This window comes from Duganella sp. Dugasp78 (genome assembly GCF_059491455.1).
Genome location: NZ_CP168506.1, coordinates 2,166,058 through 2,183,269, shown reverse-complemented (window position 1 = coordinate 2,183,269; position 17,212 = coordinate 2,166,058). Strand labels below are relative to the sequence as shown.

Here is a 17,212-nt window from a genome sequence, read left to right as displayed (position 1 = left end):
TGCCGCGCCGCCGTCGTTCCCGCGCACGCGGGAACCCATGCTGAGCGTCCCGATAAGCTCAGCATAGATTCCCGCCTGCGCGGGAATGACCGGGTTTAAAAGCCCGACAACACGATCTTGCCGATGGTGCGGCGGCTTTGCAGCGCCTCGTGCGCGCGGCGCAGGTTGGCGGCGCTGATCTTGCCGTACACCTCGCCCAGCGTGGTCTTCAGCTGGCCGGCGTCGATCAGCGCGGCCACCTCGTCCAGCAGCTTGTGCTGCTCGATCATGTCCGGCGTACCGAACATCGAGCGGGTGAACATCATTTCCCACACCCAGCTCACGCTCTTGGCAAACAGCTTGCCCATGTCCAGCGGCGCGGTGTTGTGGACGATGCTGACCACCTTGCCCTGCGGCGCCACCACCTGCGCGATGGCGTCGAAATGCGGATCGGTGTCGCTCAGGCACAGCACGTAGTCGACGCTGGCGATCTCCAGCGCCAGCAGTTGCGCCGCCATGTCGCCGTTGTGGTCGATCACGTGGTCGGCGCCCAGCTCGCGCACCCACTTGGCCGATTCGGGGCGCGAGGCGGTGGCGATCACCGTCAGGCCGGCCAACTGCTTGGCCAGCTGGATCGCGATCGAGCCGACGCCGCCGGCGCCACCGATCACCAGCACGCGCTTGCCGGCGTCGGCGCCGTCGCGGCGGACCGCCAGGCGGTCGAACAGCGCTTCCCACGCCGTGATCGAGGTCAGCGGCAGGGCGGCGGCATGCTCGAAGTCCAGGCTGGCCGGCTTGCGGCCGACGATGCGCTCGTCGACCAGGTGGAATTCGCTGTTGGCGCCGGGGCGGATGATGCTACCGGCGTAGTAGACCGCGTCGCCCACCTTGAACAGGGTCACGTCCGGGCCGACGGCGGTAACGATGCCGGCCGCGTCCCAGCCCAGCACGCGCGGGGCGGCGTCGGCCGCTTCGCCGGCGCGCACCTTGGTATCGACCGGGTTGACGGAGATGGCTGCGATCTTGACCAGCAGATCATGGCCGGTGGCGACAGGCACGGCAATTTCCACATCTTGCAGGACGGTGTTGGTGACAGCGATGGCTTTCATGGTTTGCTCCGGATAAAAAGTTTTGATGGACGCAGTATGAATCGCCGCATTTACTTTGATAATTGGCATAATGATGAAATCATTCTTCATCAAAACAATAAAATGGCTCTGGACCTGACCGACGTGGCGCTGTTTGTGCGGGTATGCGCGACCCGCAACCTGTCCGCCGCCGGGCGCGAGTTCGGCTTGTCGCCGGCCGCCTCCAGCGCCCGCATGGCGCAGCTGGAAAAGCAGCTGGGCGCGCGCCTGCTGCACCGGACCACGCGCCAGATCACCGTGACGCAGGACGGCGAAGTGTTCCTGGAACGCGCGGTGGCGCTGCTGGACGCGGCCGAACAGGCCTCGGCCGCGGTCGGCCACGGCAACGCGCAGGCGCAGGGCCTGCTGCGGGTGGCGGCCTCGGTGACGTTCGGGCGGCTGTACATCGTGCCGGCGGTGGCGCAGTTCCTGGAGGAGCACCCCGGCGTGCAGCTGGACCTGCGCCTGTCCGACAGCCCCCACGACCTGGCGGCGGACGGCATCGACGTCGCCATCCGCATCGGTCCGCTGCGCGATTCGGCGCTGGTGGCGCGGCCGCTGGCGCCAAGCAAGCTGGTGTTGTGCGCCGCGCCCGGCTACCTGCGCCGGCGCGGCGTGCCGCAGCAGCCGTCCGACCTGTTGCAGCACGAGTGCCTGGTGCTGCAGACGATGAACCCGTGGCGGCTGCGCGAGCGCGACGGCAGCGAGCTGCTGGTGCGTGTGGGCGGCCGCTTCCGCAGCGACAACGGCGAGGCGCTGCGCGACGCCGCCATCGCCGGGCTGGGCATCAGCCTGTCGTCGACCTGGCTGGTGGCGGACCAGCTGCGCAGCGGCGCCCTGGTGCGGGTGTTGCCGGGCTACCAGACCACCGATTCGGTGATTTCCGCCGTCTACCTGAACCGCCGTTTCCTGCCGCCCAAGAGCCAGGCCTTCATCGACTTCTTCAGCCGGCGCTTCGGGCCGGAACCCTACTGGGACGAGGGCATCGCCTGAGCGGGCGCAGTAGCGATGCTGTCATTTGCGTTACCATGCGGGGATGAGGCGCATGCGCGCCTGCTCTCAACATGGTTGCCTTATGAAATTCGAACACTTGATAGAAATTAATGACCCGCTGAATCCGCTGATCGATGCGCTGAGCCTCAAGCAGCTGTGGAGCGGCCTGGTGCTGCGCGCCGAATCGCCGAAGCTGTTTGTGCCGCACCTGGACGAGTGCATCATCGACGAGCGCGCCGAGAACGGCTTCCGCCGCCGCCTGCGCTACGGCAAGCTGGTCATCGAAGACCGCGTGGTGCTGGAACCGATGCGCCAGGTGCGCTACGAGGTGGCGGCGCAGCAGGACATCAGCCAGTCCAGCCTGACGATGACCATCGAAACGCCGAGCGCCGATGCGCTGTACGTGCGCTTCCAGTACGACGACGGCCACGACGCGGCGACCGACGCCGCCAATGCGATGTACGACGATTTCCGCCGCTCCGCCTACCAGGAGTCGGATATCGACACCATCCGCGTGCTGCGCGACCTGGCGCAGCAAGGCCGGCTGGACGCGCTGCTGAACTGATCTAGACGGCGGCGCTGCGGCCCCAGACCTGCTCCATGCGCAGCGGCGGCGCCTGCAGCGCGGCAAGCTGCGCATGGCTCAGCACCTCGCGGATGCCGTGCAGCTCGGCGCGCGTGTCGCGTTGCAGGAACACCTCCAGCGGCGCGCCGCGCGGGCCGATCACCGATTCCACATGCGGCGTGGTCGATTGCAGGCCGCGGCGCGACACCACGCCGATCTCGCCGTTGATCAGCCGCACATAGGTACCGATGGGATAAATGCCCAGCTCGCGTATCAGCAGCGCGGCCAGGTTGGCGTCCACCGTCACGTTCGATTCCAGCAGCAGGTCGCGCAGGGCGGCATGCGGGGTCATGGTCTTGCGCCAGGCGCGCTCGGCCACACGGGCGCAATAGCGGTCGGCCAGCGCCAGCAGGCGCGCCAGCGGCGGGATCTGCGCGCCTGCCTTGCGCAGCGGATAACCGCTGCCGTCTTCGTTTTCGTGGTGATGCAGGATGCAGTCCAGCCAGGCCTGGTCGGCGATGCCGGCCAGCCGCAGCAATTGCACGCCGGCTTCGGGATGGGCGTGCACCACGGCGCGGTCGGCGGCGCTCAGTTCGAGGCGGCTGTCCTGCAGGCGCTGGTGCTGGTCCAGCATGGCGACGTTCATGGTCAGCGCGGCCAGCGTCAGGCTCGCGGCCTCTTCCGGCGAGAGCTGCTTTGCCTTCGCCAGCAACTGCGCGACGACGGCGGTATCGACGCAATGACGCACGACGTAGGGCGCGGCGCGCTGGTTGTGCAGGATGGTGGCGGCGGCAACGTCGGCATTGACGGCAACGGCATCGGTGACCAGCAACGCCACGTCCTCCAGGCGGCGCCGCAGGTCGGGCGGCGCGGCGCGCCGCGACACCGCTTGCAGCAGCGCGTGCAGTTCCAGGCTGGCGGCGTTGAGCTTGCGCAGCGCCGAATCCGGCTCGCGGGCCGGTTCATGCTGCCCGCTGTGGTCCTCGAACGAGCCGCGCTCCACCAGATAGTCGATCTGGTTGGCGCTGGCGATCATATGACCTTTGCGAACCAGCAGGGCGCCGTTCTCGCCATACACGTTCCACGGGATCAGCATGCCCAGTTTCAGATCGGCTGCCGTGACTTTCCGTATTTTCATTGCCGTTGATAAAAAACCATCGAGCCAGCAGCATACGGTGTTTCGGTGAGAATGTGTGAGATTGTTGTATTTTGGTACTAGGGCGCCGGTGTGCAATCGATGCAGGCGCAGTCGTGCGCCGGGGCGTTGGCCAGCTGGTGCGCCAGGTCGCGCAGCGCGGTGCGCACGCCTTCCTCCACCACCGGATGATAGAAGGGCATGTCCAGCATGGCGCTGACGGTCAGCCCGACCTGGCAGGCCCAGGACAGCAGATGGCCGACGTGCTCGGCACGGGGGCCTATCATCTCGGCGCCCAGGAAGCGGCCGGTGGTGTACTCGGCGTACACGCGCAGCATGCCCTTGTTTTGCAACATCACGCGGCTGCGGCCCTGGTTTTCAAACGACACCTTGCCGACGGCGAAACGGCCGGCATACGACGCGCACAAGTCCTCGTAACTGGCGCCCAGGGTCGCGATCTGCGGCTCGGTGAAGGCGATGGTCAGCGGCGTGCGGCGCAGGCCCGGCTGCACGGCCGAGTAGCGCGCCGCGTTGTCGCCGGCGATGCGGCCCTGGTCGGCCGCTTCCGGCAGCTGCGGCCGTTCGTTGTCGGCGTCGCCGGCGATGAAGATGGCGGGGGCGCTTTGCGCTCCCTTGCACTGCATCGTTTGCTTGTCATACAGCGGTATGCCGTGATGGTCGCGGTGCAGCCCGGTGTTTTCCAGGCCCAGCTTGTGCACATTCGGCCGCCGGCCGATTGCCGACAGCAGATAGCTGAACTGCTCGGTGCGCTGCGCACCGTCGGCATCCTCGCTGGTGACGGCCAGACCGTCGGCTTCCTGCACCACACGCACCACCTTGGTTTTGAAGCGCACGTCGAGCTCGTCGGCCATGGCGCGGCGCGCCACGTCCAGCACGTCCGGATCGCTGAGCTGGGCAACGCTGCCGCCGCGGCCGAACACGGTCACGCGCACGCCCAGCCGCGCCAGCGCCTGGCCCAGCTCCAGGCCGATGACGCCGGTGCCGGCCACGGCGACCGAGGCCGGCAGGTCGTCCCAGTAAAACACGTCGTCGCTGGTGATCACGCGCGGACCGGCCGCACGCCACTCGTCCGGCACCACCGGCGTCGAACCGGTGGCGATGACGAAGCGCTCGGCCTCGACCAGCGTGTGCTCGTCGATTTGCAGCTGGGTGGCGCTGAGGAAGCGGGCGTGGCCGTGGAGCTTGTCCTCGGCCGGATAACCGTCGACGCTCTCGACGACAAAGCCGACAAACCGGTCCCGTTCGCTGCGCACGCGCGCCATCACCGCCTTGCCGTCGATGCGCACTGCGCCCGGATGCACGCCGAAGGCCGGCGCCGCCTGCAGCGCGTGCGCCGCCTCGGCCGCCGCGATCAGCAGTTTGCTCGGCATGCAGCCCACGCGGGCGCAGGTGGTGCCGTAGACGTTGGATTCGATCAACAGGGTTTTCTTGCCGCCGGCGGTGGCGGCGCGGTAGGCGGTCATGCCGGCGGTACCGGCGCCGATGACGGCGACTTCAGTGCGTAGCGTTTTCATTTTTCAGAGTCTACACCGTTTGACCGGCCGGCATATCCGGCCAAAAGGCAAGCTTCCCGCGCACGATAAGATGTGATCGAGTTTTACTTAAAAGCAAAAGAGTATTAGTATCGCTTATCGTTTCCAATTTTTATAAGTCCAGCTTATGGGATCACTCGACTACCGCGCACTGGCCGTGCTGGACGCCGTTGCCAGCCAGGGCAGCTTCGAAAAGGCCGCCCTGGCGCTGGGCATCAGCCAATCCGCCGTTTCGCAACGCATCAAGGCACTGGAGGACGCCGCCGGCCGCCTGCTGATCGTGCGCGGCCAGCCGGCCGTGCCGACCGGGCTCGGCCAGCGGCTGGTGTCGCACCACCGCAACGTCCGGCTGATGGAGGCGGCGCTCGATATTGATCTGGGTCACAAAGTGAGCATGCCGGAGATTGCGCTGGCGGTCGATGCGGCCAGCCTGGCGACCTGGTTCCCCATGAGTTTGCAGCCCCTGCTGTCGCCGCCGCGCTGCCAGCTGAAGGTGCAACTGGCGGACCAGCGGATGGCGCTGCATCTGGTGCAGGAAGGCAGCGTGTTCGGCAGCATCGCCGTGGCCCAGGAGCATCCGGACCAGCACGCCAACGGGCCGGAGGTCACGCCGCTGGGCAAGATGCGCTACGTGTGCGTGGCCACGCCGGCGTTTGCCGGCCACTGGTTCGGCGACGGTTTCTCGCTGGACGCGGCGCGGCTGGCGCCCGCCGTGGTGAGCGACCAGGACATGATGAGCGGCTTCCTGCGCACCGTGCTGGAGCTGAACGGCCCGTATCCGCACCACACCATGCCGCAGTCGGCCGCCACCGCGGAGTGCATCTACGGCAGCCTGGCGTACGGCCTGATGCCGCTGATTCAGGTGTCCGGCGCGCTGGCCAGCGAGCGCCTGGTCGACCTGGCGCCCGGCCACCACATCGACGTGGCGCTGAACTGGCACGCGTGGAACCTCGACACGCCGTTCACCCGTGCGCTGACCGAGCAGATCGTCGCCACCGCCCAACGCTTCCTGCTGTAGCGTCATTCCCGCGTAGGCGGGAATCCATAGACCGCATGCTTGGACGCTCAGTATGGATTCCCGCCTGCGCGGGAATGACGGGGTAACTCAAATATCCAGCGGATCGACTTCCAGCGACCATTTCACGCGGCTCTTCATTTCCCGAAGAGTAAGTAGCCACTCTCTCAGGAACGCTTGCAGCATGGGCCTCGACGCCGACTCCACCAGCAGCTGCGCGCGGTCGACGTTGTGCACCCGCGTCATGCTCATCGGAATCGGATCGTTGATCGTGATGCCCGGATGCTCGACGCAATCGCGGGCGATGGTGAGGAATTCGATGGCCGTGGCCAGCTCCGGCGCCTCGGCCCGCAGCAGCGCCTGGAACAGATAGGGCGGCAAGGCGGCCTGCTCGCGCTCCTCCAGCAAGGCCGAGGCGAAGTGGTCGTAATCGTGGTTCACCACCGCGCCGTACAGCGGATGCTGCGGATAGCGGGTCTGGATCAGCACCTCGCTGACGCTGCCGCCTTCGGTCTGGGCGGCGCGGCCGGCGCGGCCCGCCACCTGCATCAGCTGCGCGAACAGGCGCTCGCTGGCGCGGTAGTCCTGCGAAAACAGCGCCGTATCCGGATTCAAGATGCCGACCAGGGTCAGCTTCTTAAAATCGTGCCCCTTGGCCACCATCTGCGTGCCGATCAGGATATCGACCTCGCCCCGGTGCACCGTATCGAAGGCCGCCTGCGCGCTGCCCTTCTTGCGGGTGGAATCGGCGTCGATGCGCAGCACCCGCGCTTCCGGGAACATGGCCTGCAAGCCTTCCTCCACGCGTTGCGTGCCGCGCCCTAGCGGTTGCAGGTCGACATTGCCGCAGGTCGGGCAATGGCGCGGGATGCGCATCTCCAGGCTGCAATGGTGGCAGCGCAGCCGATGCTCGGGGCGGTGCAGCACCATGAACGAGGTACAGCGCGTGCATTCGCTGATCCAGCCGCAGGATTCGCAGCAGATCACCGGCGCATAGCCGCGCCGGTTCAGGAACAGCAGCGACTGCTCGCCCCGTTCCATGCGCTGTTTGATGGCCGCGATCAGATGCGACGTCAGCCCGTCCTTGGGCTTGTCGCGCTCCATATCCAGCAGCTTCACTTGCGGCAGCACGGCGTTCTTGACGGCCCGCTCGCGCAGCTCCAGCTTGCGGTAGCGGCCGGACTGGGCGTGGTGCCAGCTCTCCAGCGACGGCGTGGCCGAACCCAGCACGATAGGGATGCCCAGCTGCCAGGCGCGCCACACGGCCAGGTCGCGCGCCGAGTAACGCAGGCCTTCCTGCTGCTTGTACGAGGGATCGTGCTCCTCGTCGATGACGATCAGCTTCAGATTCGGCAGCGAGGCCAGGATCGCCAGCCGCGTGCCCAGCACGATGCGCGCCTTGCCCTGGTGCGCAGCCAGCCAGTGCAGCATGCGCTCGCCCTCGGACAGGCTGCTGTGCAAGGTCGCCAGCATCACGCCGGGGAAGCGCGCGCGGATATTGCCTTCCAGCTGGGGTGTCAGGTTAATTTCCGGCACCAGGATCAGGATCTGCGCGTCCGGCTCGCGTTCCAGCACCTGCGCGCAGGATTGCAGGTAGACCTCGGTCTTGCCGCTGCCGGTGACGCCGTACAGCAGCGTGGGTTTAAAACCGGCGGCGCCGCCGATGGCGTCCGCCGCCTCCTGCTGCGATGGATTGAGCTGCGGCATGTTCAACGGCGTGCCGTCATGCGGCGCGTCCAGCTTGGCCAGCTTCTTCAGCGCCCGGTCCAGCGCCACCGTGGTCAGCACGCGCAGGTTCTTCGGCAGACCAGGCAGCGCCACCTCGCCCAGCGGACGCTGGTAATAGTCGGCGGCAAAGCCGGCCAGCGCCAGCCACTGCGGCGACAACGGCCCCAGCTGGCTGCGCACGGCCAGCGCGTCCTTCAGCTTGTCGGCTGGCACATCGGTCTCGGCCGCCACACCAACGATCAAGCCCATCACCTCGCGGCGGCCGAACGGCACCAGCGCCAGTTGGCCGGCCTGCGGCTGCTCCGCCGCGTCGCAATGCCAGCGGTAGTCGAAAATCGCGTTCAGCGGCGTGTCGAGCGCAATCTGAAGGATGCAATGGTGGAAAAGGCCCTGCATGGATCCCGTCACAGTAGAAAATTCTTGCGGCAATTGGGCGCAAATACCGCCCCCATTGAGGCGCTTTGAAGTATCCACAGTTTTTGTGGATAACTTTGTGGACAAAGGAATCTTAATCCCCGGAAAGCATAGACTTCAGGCTTGGCATCGTCGTAAACCGGGCAAAAATTCAAAATTATTTCTCTTTAAAATCAATCACTTGAAAAATGCTCCCGAGGGAAGGAAAAAAACATGTTTTTTCTCTGCCGCTGTGCATAAGTGAAGTATTTAGGATGCTTTTTTTTACGAAATCAAGCATTTTTTAGAACTTATCCACCGATATTGCAAAGCACAATAGGCTGAGGCCGGTGGAGCGCGTCAAACATACCTTATGCATAAGGTTTGTCGGTTCATAACTTCGTTATCACAGCCTAAACTTTGCTCAAAAATCGTGCAACGCAACATAAACCTCAGGCAAAACAGCAACATTATGGCTAAGTCACGGTTTACTAAGTACTTTTATTTTTTATCCACAGTTTTTGTGGATAACTTTGTGGACAATGGGGAAATAAACTAGTTTCAGTGGGCGGTCAAGGTTTACGACTTGCCATCTATTGCCTCTTCAACCACAAATTTTATGCTGAATAATCAATGACTTGCGAGGCCCTCAAGGGCTAGGAAAAAAGCGCTGCCTAATATTTCCGCAGTAAAAAAAATTGTGCATAAGTCGGTTTTACTCAGCCGTAAGCACCAATGAAAAAGGGCACGCCTCCGGGGAAACGTGCCCTCTGTTCGGACATTACATCAGGACGCGCGCTGCGCCTTGCTGTAGCTGTGAACAGCTTCGACCATGGCGGCGACGTTCTCCGGCGGGGTGAACTGGGAGATGCCGTGGCCCAGGTTGAACACGTGGCCATTGCCGTCGCTTGGCTTGCCATAGGCGTCGAGCACCTTGTGGACTTCGGCACGGATCTGGTCCGGACTGGCGAACAGGATGGCCGGGTCCAGGTTGCCCTGCAGGCCGACCTTGTGGCCGACCAGCTTGCGCGCCTGGGTCAGGTTGACGGTCCAGTCCAGGCCGACCGCGTCGGCGCCGATGTCGGCGATCTGCTCGATCCAGTGGCCGCCGCCCTTGGTGAAGACGATGGCCGGGATCTTGACGCCATCCTTGTCGCGTTTCAGCAGGGAAACCACCTGCTGCATGTATTTCAGCGAGAACTCCTGGTAGGCACCGTCGGCCAGCGCGCCGCCCCACGAGTCGAACACCATCACCGCCTGGGCGCCGGCGTCGATCTGGGCGTTCAGGTATTCGGCCACGGCCTTGGCGTTGATGCTCAGGATGTGATGCATCAAATCCGGGCGGTTGTACAGCATGGTCTTGATGGTGTGGAACTCGCGCGAGCCCTGGCCCTCGACCATGTAGCAGGCCAGCGTCCACGGGCTGCCGGAGAAGCCGATCAGCGGCACGCGGCCGTTCAGTTCGGTGCGGATCTGGGTCACGGCCTTGAACACATAATCCAGCGAGCCCAGTTCCGGCGCGCGCAGGGCCAGCACGTCGGCCTCGGTTTTCAGCGGACGCTCAAATTTCGGACCTTCGCCTTCGACAAAGTACAGGCCCAGGCCCATCGCGTCCGGCACCGTCAGGATGTCCGAGAACAGGATGGCCGCGTCCAGCGGGAAGCGGTCCAGCGGCTGCAGGGTGACTTCGGTCGCGTAGTCCGGATTGGTGGCCAGGCCCATGAAGGAGCCGGCCTTCTGGCGCGTGGCGCGGTATTCCGGCAGGTAGCGCCCCGCCTGGCGCATCAGCCACACCGGCGTATGGTCGGTCGGCTGGCGCAACAACGCGCGCAAGAAGGTGTCATTCTGGAGCGGGGCAAATTGTGGCATGAAAGGCAATCGAAATCGGTCAAAGGACTATTATCGCATCCTGCGCGGATTTTTTTGCTGGATGATAGTCCGTTCATTCACTATCATGCGTAGCACCCGACTTTGGAGACGCCATGACATCCGCTGAATCGCCAACGAGCACCATCACCGCGCCCTACGGCGCCTGGCCATCGACCATCAGCGCCGCGCGCGTGGCCGCCGGCGCCACGCCCCTGTCCACGCTGATGCTGGGCGGCGCCGATGGCAGCGATATCTTCTGGCTGGCCGGCCGCGCGGCCGAAGCGGGCCGCAACACCCTGCTGCGCCACCACGGCGTGACCACCGGCGAACTGACGCCGGCCCCCTTCAATGTGCGCAGCCGCGTACACGAATACGGCGGCGGCGCCTATACGGTGGACGGCGATACCATCTATTTTTCGCATTTTGCCGACAACGTGGTCTACAAACTTGATGTAGCCGACGATGGCGCGGCTCCCGTGGCGCTGACCAGGGCCGGCAAACAGCGTTTCGCCGACTTCGTGGTCGACCGCGCGCGCGGGCGCCTGATCGGCGTGCGCGAGCTGCATGGCGACGATCCGCATGCGCAGCCGGCCAACACCATCTGCGCCATCGACGCCGACGGCGGCGAGACCGTGCTGGCGCAAGGCGCCGACTTCTACTCGTCGCCGCGCCTGTCGCCGGATGGCCGCTCGCTGGCCTGGCTGAGCTGGGACCATCCGCGCATGCCGTGGCAGGGCACCACCCTGTGGCTGGCCGACATCGGCGACGACGGCTTGCTGGCCGCGCCGGTACGCATCGCCGGCGGTGCCGAGGAATCCATCTGCCAGCCCGAATGGTCGCCGGACGGTCTGCTGCACTTCGTCTCCGACCGCAGCGGCTGGTGGAACCTGTACCGCCTGTGCCGCGACCGCCAGCGCACCGAGGGCCTGTGCCCGATGGAGGCGGAATTCGCCTCGCCGCACTGGACCTTCGGGAACTCGATGTACGGCTTCCGCTCGGCCGCCGAAATCATCTGCACCTACATCGACAAGGGCGTGAGCCGCCTGGCGCGCCTGCTGCCCGGCAGCGGCAAGCTGGAAGCCATCGCCAATCCCTACGAGGAAATCCGCGAACTGCGCGTGGCCCAGGGCTACATCGCCATGCTGGCCGGCGGCCCGGCCATCCCGATGGAACTGGCGCGCATCGACTTCACCGAGGAGGGCGTGGAGATCCTGGCGCAGTCCATCGAAGAACTGCCGGACGAAGACTACCTGTCCATCCCCACCAGCATCAGCTACGCCAGCGCCAACGGCCGCACCTCGCACGCCTTCTTCTACCCGCCGCGCAACCGCGATGCGACGGCGCCTGAAGGCAGCAAGCCGCCGGTGATCGTCATCAGCCACGGCGGCCCGACCGGCATGACCGTCAACACCCTGAACCTGAAGACCCAGTACTGGACCAGCCGCGGCTTCGGCGTGCTCGATGTGAACTACGGCGGCAGCACCGGCTTCGGCCGCGCCTACCGCGACCTGCTCAAGGGCCAGTGGGGCATCGTCGATGTCGAGGACTGCGTGGCCGGTGCACAGGCGCTGGTCGAGCGCGGCCTGGCCGACGGCGAGCGCCTGATCATCCGTGGCGGCAGCGCCGGCGGCCTGACCACGCTGTGCGCGCTGACCTTCCACAATGTGTTCAAGGTCGGCGCCAGCTACTACGGCGTCTCCGACCTCAAAGGGCTGGACCAGGACTCGCACAAGTTCGAGTCGCACTACAACGAATACCTGATCGCGCCGCAGCCGCAGGCCGAGGCGCTGTACCAGGCGCGCTCGCCGATCAACCACACCGACAAGCTGGCGCGCCCGATGATCTTCTTCCAGGGCCTGGACGACAAGGTCGTGCCGCCGCAACAATCGGAGATGATGGTCGACGCGCTGAAAGCGCGCGGCGTGCCGGTGGCCTACCTGCCGCTGGAGGGCGAAGGCCACGGCTTCCGCAAGGGCGAGAACATCGTCCGCACGCTGGAGGCGGAGCTGTACTTCTACCAACGGATGTTCGGCCTGCACGATCCGGCGGCCACGCCGCCGGTACACATCGATAACCTGAAAGACTGACCCCGCATGGCCGACGCTAAGCTGCTCGCCGAATTTGACGCGCTTGAATTCAACGAAAAAATGATACTGGCGCTGCTCGCCCTGATCGGCGAGCCGGTGGGACGCACGGCCATCCTCGATCACCTGAACCACGCCCGCATCGAGGACAAGGATGGCAACGCCTACGGTGTCGGCACGCTGGACGAGGCGTTGCGCAAGCTGGAGCGGCTGGCCTTCATCAGCGTAATGACGGGACGCGGCTTTGTCTGCAACCCCAAGCTGCGCTGGCCGGCGATGCGCGCCTCGATCGGCACGCACGCGCTGGACGACCTGTGCGCCGCCTACGATGAACTGGTGCCGATGCGCCAGACCTGGAACAGCGTCGAGCCGCGCAGCTACCGCGCCGGCATGGCGCGCCTGCGCATGGGCCTCCTGCGCGGCCTGACGCCGCAGCAGATCCAGCCGATACTGGCGTTCTGCCTGGGCAGCTACGAAGCGGCGCAGCTGCATCCCATCGTCGACATCTTCGGCCGTCCTTTCGAGCCGGGCATGCTGGCGCGCGTGCATCCGCTGCTGCAGGACGACGTGCTGACGGTGCTGCTGCAAAACGCCCAGCATGAATTCCTGACCGTGCCGGTGATCCGCGAGTTCTGCGAGCAGCACATGCAGCGCCGCCTCGCCGCCAGGGACGACATCAGCCCCGAACTGCGCATGGCGCTGGCGGAAGACGCCATCCTGTGCGGCCGCCTGGATGACGCCAAGCGTTACCTGGAGCGCACCGCCGGCCCGCAAAGCCAGTACCTCGCCAGCGCGGTGGTGCTGCTGCGCGGCGCCAGCGGCGCGGCCATCGTCGGCTTCGACGCGGCGCTGAAGACGCTGCGGCGCGACACCGGCAAGCGCAAGCACCTGTTCACCGGCATGGGCGGCTACCTGTACCTGCTGTCGATGCTGCGCAGCGGCGACGCCAAGCACCTGAAAGCGGCGGAGGCCTACCTTGAAATCGCCGTGCGCATGCCGCACAACCACGACACCGCCGTGCACCAGCAGATCGACATGCTGCGCCAGATCCGCGCCGGCACCATGCAGACCGACGCCGTGGCGGCACTGGCATGGGACAACAACCTGCAAACGCAGCTGTTCCAGTGCCTGCTGTATTTCTGGCTGTCGCTGCCGCAGCTGTCCGAGCGCAAGGCGCAGCTGCAGGAGCTGGCGCAGAACGCCGAACGCGCCGGTTACCTGTTCATCGCCGGCCAGGCGGCGTGCCTGCTGGGCCATCTCGGCGACGTCGAACAGCAGCGCCACGCGAACGCGCTGCGCTCGCGCCTCGGCTATCCCGACCTGAGCGTATGGTTCGAGCGCCAGGAAGCGTGGCAGCGGCAGCTGACGGCGCTGATCAATCTCCAGCAGCCCGCCGCCGTCGACGCAGCCGGCAGCACGCGCCTGGTGTGGATGCTGAACTACGATAACCGCCACGGCCTGACCGACGTCGCACCGGTCGAGCAGAAGCGCGATGCGCGCGGCCTGTGGAGCAAGGGCCGCGCGGTCGGCCTGAAGCGGCTGCGCTTCGAAACCGAGCAGTTCGACTTCCTGACGCCGCAGGACATCCGCGCGTCCGAGGCGATCTCGGTGGCACACCGCAGCTACCAGTCCAGCGGCCTCGCTTACGAAATCGATCCGCAGCGCGCCGCGTCGGCGCTGATCGGCCATCCGCTGCTGTTCTGGGCCGACGCGCCGGACACGCGGGTAGAGATGCTGGCCGGCGAGCCTGAACTCCTGATCAAGAAAAGCCCCGGCAACCTGGAACTGCGCCTGCAACCGCCCATCCCGGACGACAGCTCCTCCGTCATCGTCAGCAAGGAGACGCCGACCCGCCTGCGCGTGGTCACCATCCTCGACGAGCACCGCCGCATCGCCGCCATCGTCGGCAATGGCCTGAATGTGCCGGCCCACGCGGAGCAGCAGGTGCTGCATGCGATCAGCTCCATCTCCTCGCTGGTGACGGTGCAGTCGGAAATCGGCGGCGCAGCGCCGGACATGGAGCAGGTGGAGGCCGACATGCGCCTGCACCTGCACCTGCTGCCCTACCAGCACGGCCTGAAGATGCAGGTGCTGGTACGGCCGCTGGCCAACGGCGCGTACTACGCGCCCGGCGCTGGCGCCGACAGCGTGATCGCCGACGTCAACGGCAAGCCGGTGCAGGCGCGCCGCAAGCTGATCGACGAACGCGACGCCGAGCGCGAACTGATCGCCAAATGTCCGATATTGGAATCGGCCGAGCAGGAACACGGCGAATGGCTGCTGGGCCAACCGGCGCTGTGCCTGCAGCTGCTGGTGGAACTGCAGGAAATGAACCCGGACACCATCGTGCTGGCCTGGCCGGAAGGCGAAAGCTTCCGCGTGACTGCCAAGGTGGAGACCAAGCAGCTGCGCCTTGCCATCAAGAGCAACAAGGACTGGTTCGCGGCCAGCGGCGAATTGCAGATCGATGAAGGCAAGGTCATGGATCTGAAAACGCTGCTGGAGCTGATGCAGAAGAGCCAGAGCCGCTTCGTGGAACTGGGCGAGAACCGCTACCTGGCGCTGACCGAGGAACTGCATCGCCGGCTGATGGAAGTGTCGGTCTATGGCGAGATCACCGAGGACGGCGTGCGCGTGCATCCGCTGGCGTCGTTCGCGCTGGAGGAGCTGATCGACGACATCGGCGGCCTGAAATCGGACAAGCTGTGGAAGGAGCACCTGGCGCGCATGGAGGCGCAGGCGGCCTTCGTGCCGCAGCTACCGAGCACTTTGCAAGCGGAGCTGCGCGACTATCAGCTGGAAGGCTACAACTGGCTGTCGCGCCTCGCCAGCTGGGGCGTGGGCGCCTGCCTGGCCGACGATATGGGCCTGGGAAAAACGCTGCAGGCGCTGGCACTGATCCTGTCGCGCGCGCCGCAAGGTCCGACGCTGGTGGTGGCACCAACCTCCGTCTGCATGAACTGGATCAGCGAGGCCGCGCGCTTCGCGCCGACCTTGAACGTGAAGCTGTTCGGCGCCGGCGACCGCGCCGGCACCTTGTCCACCTTGCAGCCCTACGACCTGGTGGTGACCAGCTACGGCCTGCTGCAGCTGGAGTCCGCGCTGTTCGCCGGCGTGCAGTGGAACACCATCGTGCTCGATGAAGCGCAGGCGATCAAGAACGGCGCCACCAAGCGCTCGCAGGCCGTGATGGCGCTCAAGGGCGACTTCCGCATGATCGCCACCGGCACGCCGCTGGAGAACCACCTGGGCGAGTTGTGGAACCTGTTCCGCTTCATCAATCCGGGCCTGCTGGGCAGCATCGAGCAGTTCAACCTGCGCTTCGCCGCGCCGATCGAAAAGCCGCAGGACCATCGCGCCGAAGTGGGCGCGCGCAACCGCCTGCGGCGTTTGATCCAGCCCTTCATGCTGCGCCGGACCAAGGCGCAGGTGCTGACCGAACTGCCGTCGCGCACCGAGATCACGATGGAGGTCGACCTCTCGGCGGACGAGACGGCGCTGTACGAATCGCTGCGCCGCGCCGCGCTGGAAACCCTGGCCGCCGTCGAAGGCCCGGCCGAGAAAAAGTCGATCCAGATCCTGGCGGAGATCATGCGGCTGCGCCGCGCCTGCTGCAATCCCAACCTGGTGGCGCCGGAACTGGGCCTGGCCAGCAGCAAGCTGGCGGCCTTCGCCCATCTGCTGGAAGGGCTGCTGGAGAACCGCCACAAGGTGCTGGTGTTCAGCCAGTTCGTCGACCATCTGTCGCTGATCCGCGCCCACCTGGACGCCAACAACATCAGCTATCAATACCTGGACGGCTCGACGCCCATGGCCGACCGCAAGAAGCGGGTCGACCTGTTCCAGGCCGGCGAGGGCGAGGTGTTCCTCATCAGCCTGAAGGCGGGCGGCGTCGGCATCAACCTGACCGCGGCCGACTACGTGATCCACATGGACCCGTGGTGGAACCCGGCGGTGGAAGACCAGGCCTCGGACCGCGCGCACCGCATGGGCCAGCTGCGGCCGGTGACCATCTACCGGCTGGTGGCGCGCCACACCATCGAGGAAGGCATCGTCGACCTGCACCAGCACAAGCGCGACCTGGCCGACAGCCTGCTCGAAGGCAGCGACGTCAGCGGGCGCATGTCGGCCAGCGAAATGCTCAACATGCTGCAGGAAGGTTTGAAAAAGTAGGTGAACTTTGGCCGATTCGCTCCGTCTTAATGCCATGGCCCCATGCCGGGGCTTTCTGGAGAGGAGAGAACAGTCATGAAAACCATAGCAGACGTAATGAGCCGCGACGTGACCAGCGCGTCGCCGGACGATACCATCCGCCACGCCGCCGAGCTGATGGATGACCTGGATGTCGGCGCGCTGCCGGTGACCGAAGGCCATCGCCTGATCGGCATGATCACCGACCGCGACATCACCATCCGCGCCACCGCCGCCGGCCTGGGGCCTGAAGAGACGCTGGTGGCCGAAGTAATGACCGAGGATGTCTGCCACTGCTACGAAGACCAGAGCGTCGACGAGGTGATGGAGGACATGGGCGACATCCAGGTGCGCCGGGTGCCGGTGGTCAGCCGGGACGACCACAAGCTGGTCGGCATCGTCGCGATGGCGGACCTGGTGCTGGACGAGACCGATGACGGGCATACGGTGGAAACCCTGCGCGATATCTCCTCCCCCGTGCCGCCGGGTCAGCCGTCGACGCCACCACTGTAAGACGGCCAGGAAAATTGCTGTTTCCGGGTTTTGTCTTGTAACGGGCGCTCTCAAGCGGGTCGATTAG

The 17,212-nt window shown here is 65.7% G+C and carries 12 protein-coding genes; 7 read left to right on the top strand and 5 right to left on the bottom strand.

Features of this window, described 5'->3' with window-relative positions:
- Positions 1 to 95: 95 nt before the first annotated feature.
- Entirely contained in the window at positions 96 to 1,088 is a 993-nt protein-coding gene (locus ACEN9O_RS09780) for a zinc-binding alcohol dehydrogenase family protein (RefSeq protein WP_495617364.1), read from the bottom strand.
- 102 nt (positions 1,089 to 1,190) lie between these two features.
- On the opposite strand from ACEN9O_RS09780, the gene ACEN9O_RS09775 reads away from it, so the two are divergent.
- Together ACEN9O_RS09775 and ACEN9O_RS09770 are read left to right on the top strand one after the other, a co-directional pair.
- Positions 1,191 to 2,099: a LysR family transcriptional regulator gene (locus tag ACEN9O_RS09775; protein WP_495617363.1), complete on the top strand. Its 909-nt coding sequence runs from the start codon at positions 1,191 to 1,193 to the stop codon at positions 2,097 to 2,099.
- An 82-nt stretch (positions 2,100 to 2,181) separates the two neighbouring features.
- Positions 2,182 to 2,664, top strand: a complete 483-nt coding sequence (locus ACEN9O_RS09770) for an SRPBCC family protein (RefSeq protein WP_495617362.1) — start codon at positions 2,182 to 2,184, stop codon at positions 2,662 to 2,664.
- Position 2,665: 1 nt separating this feature from the next.
- On the opposite strand, the gene ACEN9O_RS09765 is transcribed toward ACEN9O_RS09770, so the two are convergent.
- Together ACEN9O_RS09765 and ACEN9O_RS09760 are read right to left on the bottom strand one after the other, a co-directional pair.
- Positions 2,666 to 3,802, bottom strand: coding sequence for an HD-GYP domain-containing protein (locus ACEN9O_RS09765; RefSeq protein ID WP_495617361.1), 1,137 nt, complete (start codon positions 3,800 to 3,802; stop codon positions 2,666 to 2,668).
- Between the two features lie 77 nt (positions 3,803 to 3,879).
- Positions 3,880 to 5,334, bottom strand: coding sequence for a dihydrolipoyl dehydrogenase (locus tag ACEN9O_RS09760; protein ID WP_495617360.1), 1,455 nt, complete (start codon positions 5,332 to 5,334; stop codon positions 3,880 to 3,882).
- Positions 5,335 to 5,479: 145 nt separating this feature from the next.
- Here ACEN9O_RS09760 and ACEN9O_RS09755 point away from each other — a divergent pair, with 145 nt between their 5' ends.
- On the top strand, positions 5,480 to 6,370 hold the full coding sequence (locus tag ACEN9O_RS09755; RefSeq protein ID WP_495617359.1) for an ArgP/LysG family DNA-binding transcriptional regulator: 891 nt from the start codon (positions 5,480 to 5,482) through the stop codon (positions 6,368 to 6,370).
- Positions 6,371 to 6,457: 87 nt separating this feature from the next.
- Here ACEN9O_RS09755 and ACEN9O_RS09750 read toward each other — a convergent pair whose 3' ends face one another.
- Positions 6,458 to 8,491 carry a primosomal protein N' gene (locus tag ACEN9O_RS09750; RefSeq protein ID WP_495617358.1) on the bottom strand — a complete coding sequence of 678 codons (2,034 nt, stop codon included), beginning with the start codon at positions 8,489 to 8,491 and terminating at the stop codon, positions 6,458 to 6,460.
- Here ACEN9O_RS09750 and ACEN9O_RS09745 point away from each other — a divergent pair.
- Complete coding sequence (locus ACEN9O_RS09745; protein ID WP_495617357.1) at positions 8,490 to 8,753, top strand: hypothetical protein; 264 nt, start codon at positions 8,490 to 8,492, stop codon at positions 8,751 to 8,753. The two genes, ACEN9O_RS09750 and ACEN9O_RS09745, sit on opposite strands and share 2 nt — an antisense overlap.
- Positions 8,754 to 9,274: 521 nt before the next feature.
- Here the strand turns inward: ACEN9O_RS09745 and hemE are convergent.
- Positions 9,275 to 10,357, bottom strand: a complete 1,083-nt coding sequence (gene hemE, locus ACEN9O_RS09740) for a uroporphyrinogen decarboxylase (RefSeq protein WP_495617356.1) — start codon at positions 10,355 to 10,357, stop codon at positions 9,275 to 9,277.
- A gap of 113 nt (positions 10,358 to 10,470) precedes the next feature.
- On the opposite strand from hemE, the gene ACEN9O_RS09735 reads away from it, so the two are divergent.
- The 3 genes from ACEN9O_RS09735 (at position 10,471) to ACEN9O_RS09725 (ending at position 17,145) form a co-directional block, all read left to right on the top strand.
- Positions 10,471 to 12,444 (top strand): dipeptidyl-peptidase 5, encoded by a 1,974-nt coding sequence (locus ACEN9O_RS09735; protein ID WP_495617355.1) that lies wholly within the window; start codon positions 10,471 to 10,473, stop codon positions 12,442 to 12,444.
- A 6-nt stretch (positions 12,445 to 12,450) separates the two neighbouring features.
- On the top strand, positions 12,451 to 16,614 hold the full coding sequence (locus ACEN9O_RS09730) for a DEAD/DEAH box helicase (protein WP_495617354.1): 4,164 nt from the start codon (positions 12,451 to 12,453) through the stop codon (positions 16,612 to 16,614).
- Positions 16,615 to 16,689: 75 nt separating this feature from the next.
- On the top strand, positions 16,690 to 17,145 hold the full coding sequence (locus ACEN9O_RS09725) for a CBS domain-containing protein (protein ID WP_495617353.1): 456 nt from the start codon (positions 16,690 to 16,692) through the stop codon (positions 17,143 to 17,145).
- The last annotated feature ends 67 nt before the right edge of the window (positions 17,146 to 17,212 follow it).

Excerpts from the sequence above, each read along its gene's own strand:
- ACEN9O_RS09735 (WP_495617355.1), top strand. The coding sequence starts at position 10,471 with ATGACATCCGCTGAATCGCCAACGAGCACCATCACCGCGCCCTACGGC.
- ACEN9O_RS09755 (WP_495617359.1), top strand. The coding sequence starts at position 5,480 with ATGGGATCACTCGACTACCGCGCACTGGCCGTGCTGGACGCCGTTGCC.
- ACEN9O_RS09730 (WP_495617354.1), top strand. The coding sequence starts at position 12,451 with ATGGCCGACGCTAAGCTGCTCGCCGAATTTGACGCGCTTGAATTCAAC.
- ACEN9O_RS09725 (WP_495617353.1), top strand. The coding sequence starts at position 16,690 with ATGAAAACCATAGCAGACGTAATGAGCCGCGACGTGACCAGCGCGTCG.
- ACEN9O_RS09745 (WP_495617357.1), top strand. The coding sequence starts at position 8,490 with ATGGATCCCGTCACAGTAGAAAATTCTTGCGGCAATTGGGCGCAAATA.
- ACEN9O_RS09765 (WP_495617361.1), bottom strand. The coding sequence starts at position 3,802 with ATGAAAATACGGAAAGTCACGGCAGCCGATCTGAAACTGGGCATGCTG.
- ACEN9O_RS09775 (WP_495617363.1), top strand. The coding sequence starts at position 1,191 with ATGGCTCTGGACCTGACCGACGTGGCGCTGTTTGTGCGGGTATGCGCG.
- ACEN9O_RS09760 (WP_495617360.1), bottom strand. The coding sequence starts at position 5,334 with ATGAAAACGCTACGCACTGAAGTCGCCGTCATCGGCGCCGGTACCGCC.
- hemE (WP_495617356.1), bottom strand. The coding sequence starts at position 10,357 with ATGCCACAATTTGCCCCGCTCCAGAATGACACCTTCTTGCGCGCGTTG.
- ACEN9O_RS09770 (WP_495617362.1), top strand. The coding sequence starts at position 2,182 with ATGAAATTCGAACACTTGATAGAAATTAATGACCCGCTGAATCCGCTG.
- ACEN9O_RS09780 (WP_495617364.1), bottom strand. The coding sequence starts at position 1,088 with ATGAAAGCCATCGCTGTCACCAACACCGTCCTGCAAGATGTGGAAATT.
- ACEN9O_RS09750 (WP_495617358.1), bottom strand. The coding sequence starts at position 8,491 with ATGCAGGGCCTTTTCCACCATTGCATCCTTCAGATTGCGCTCGACACG.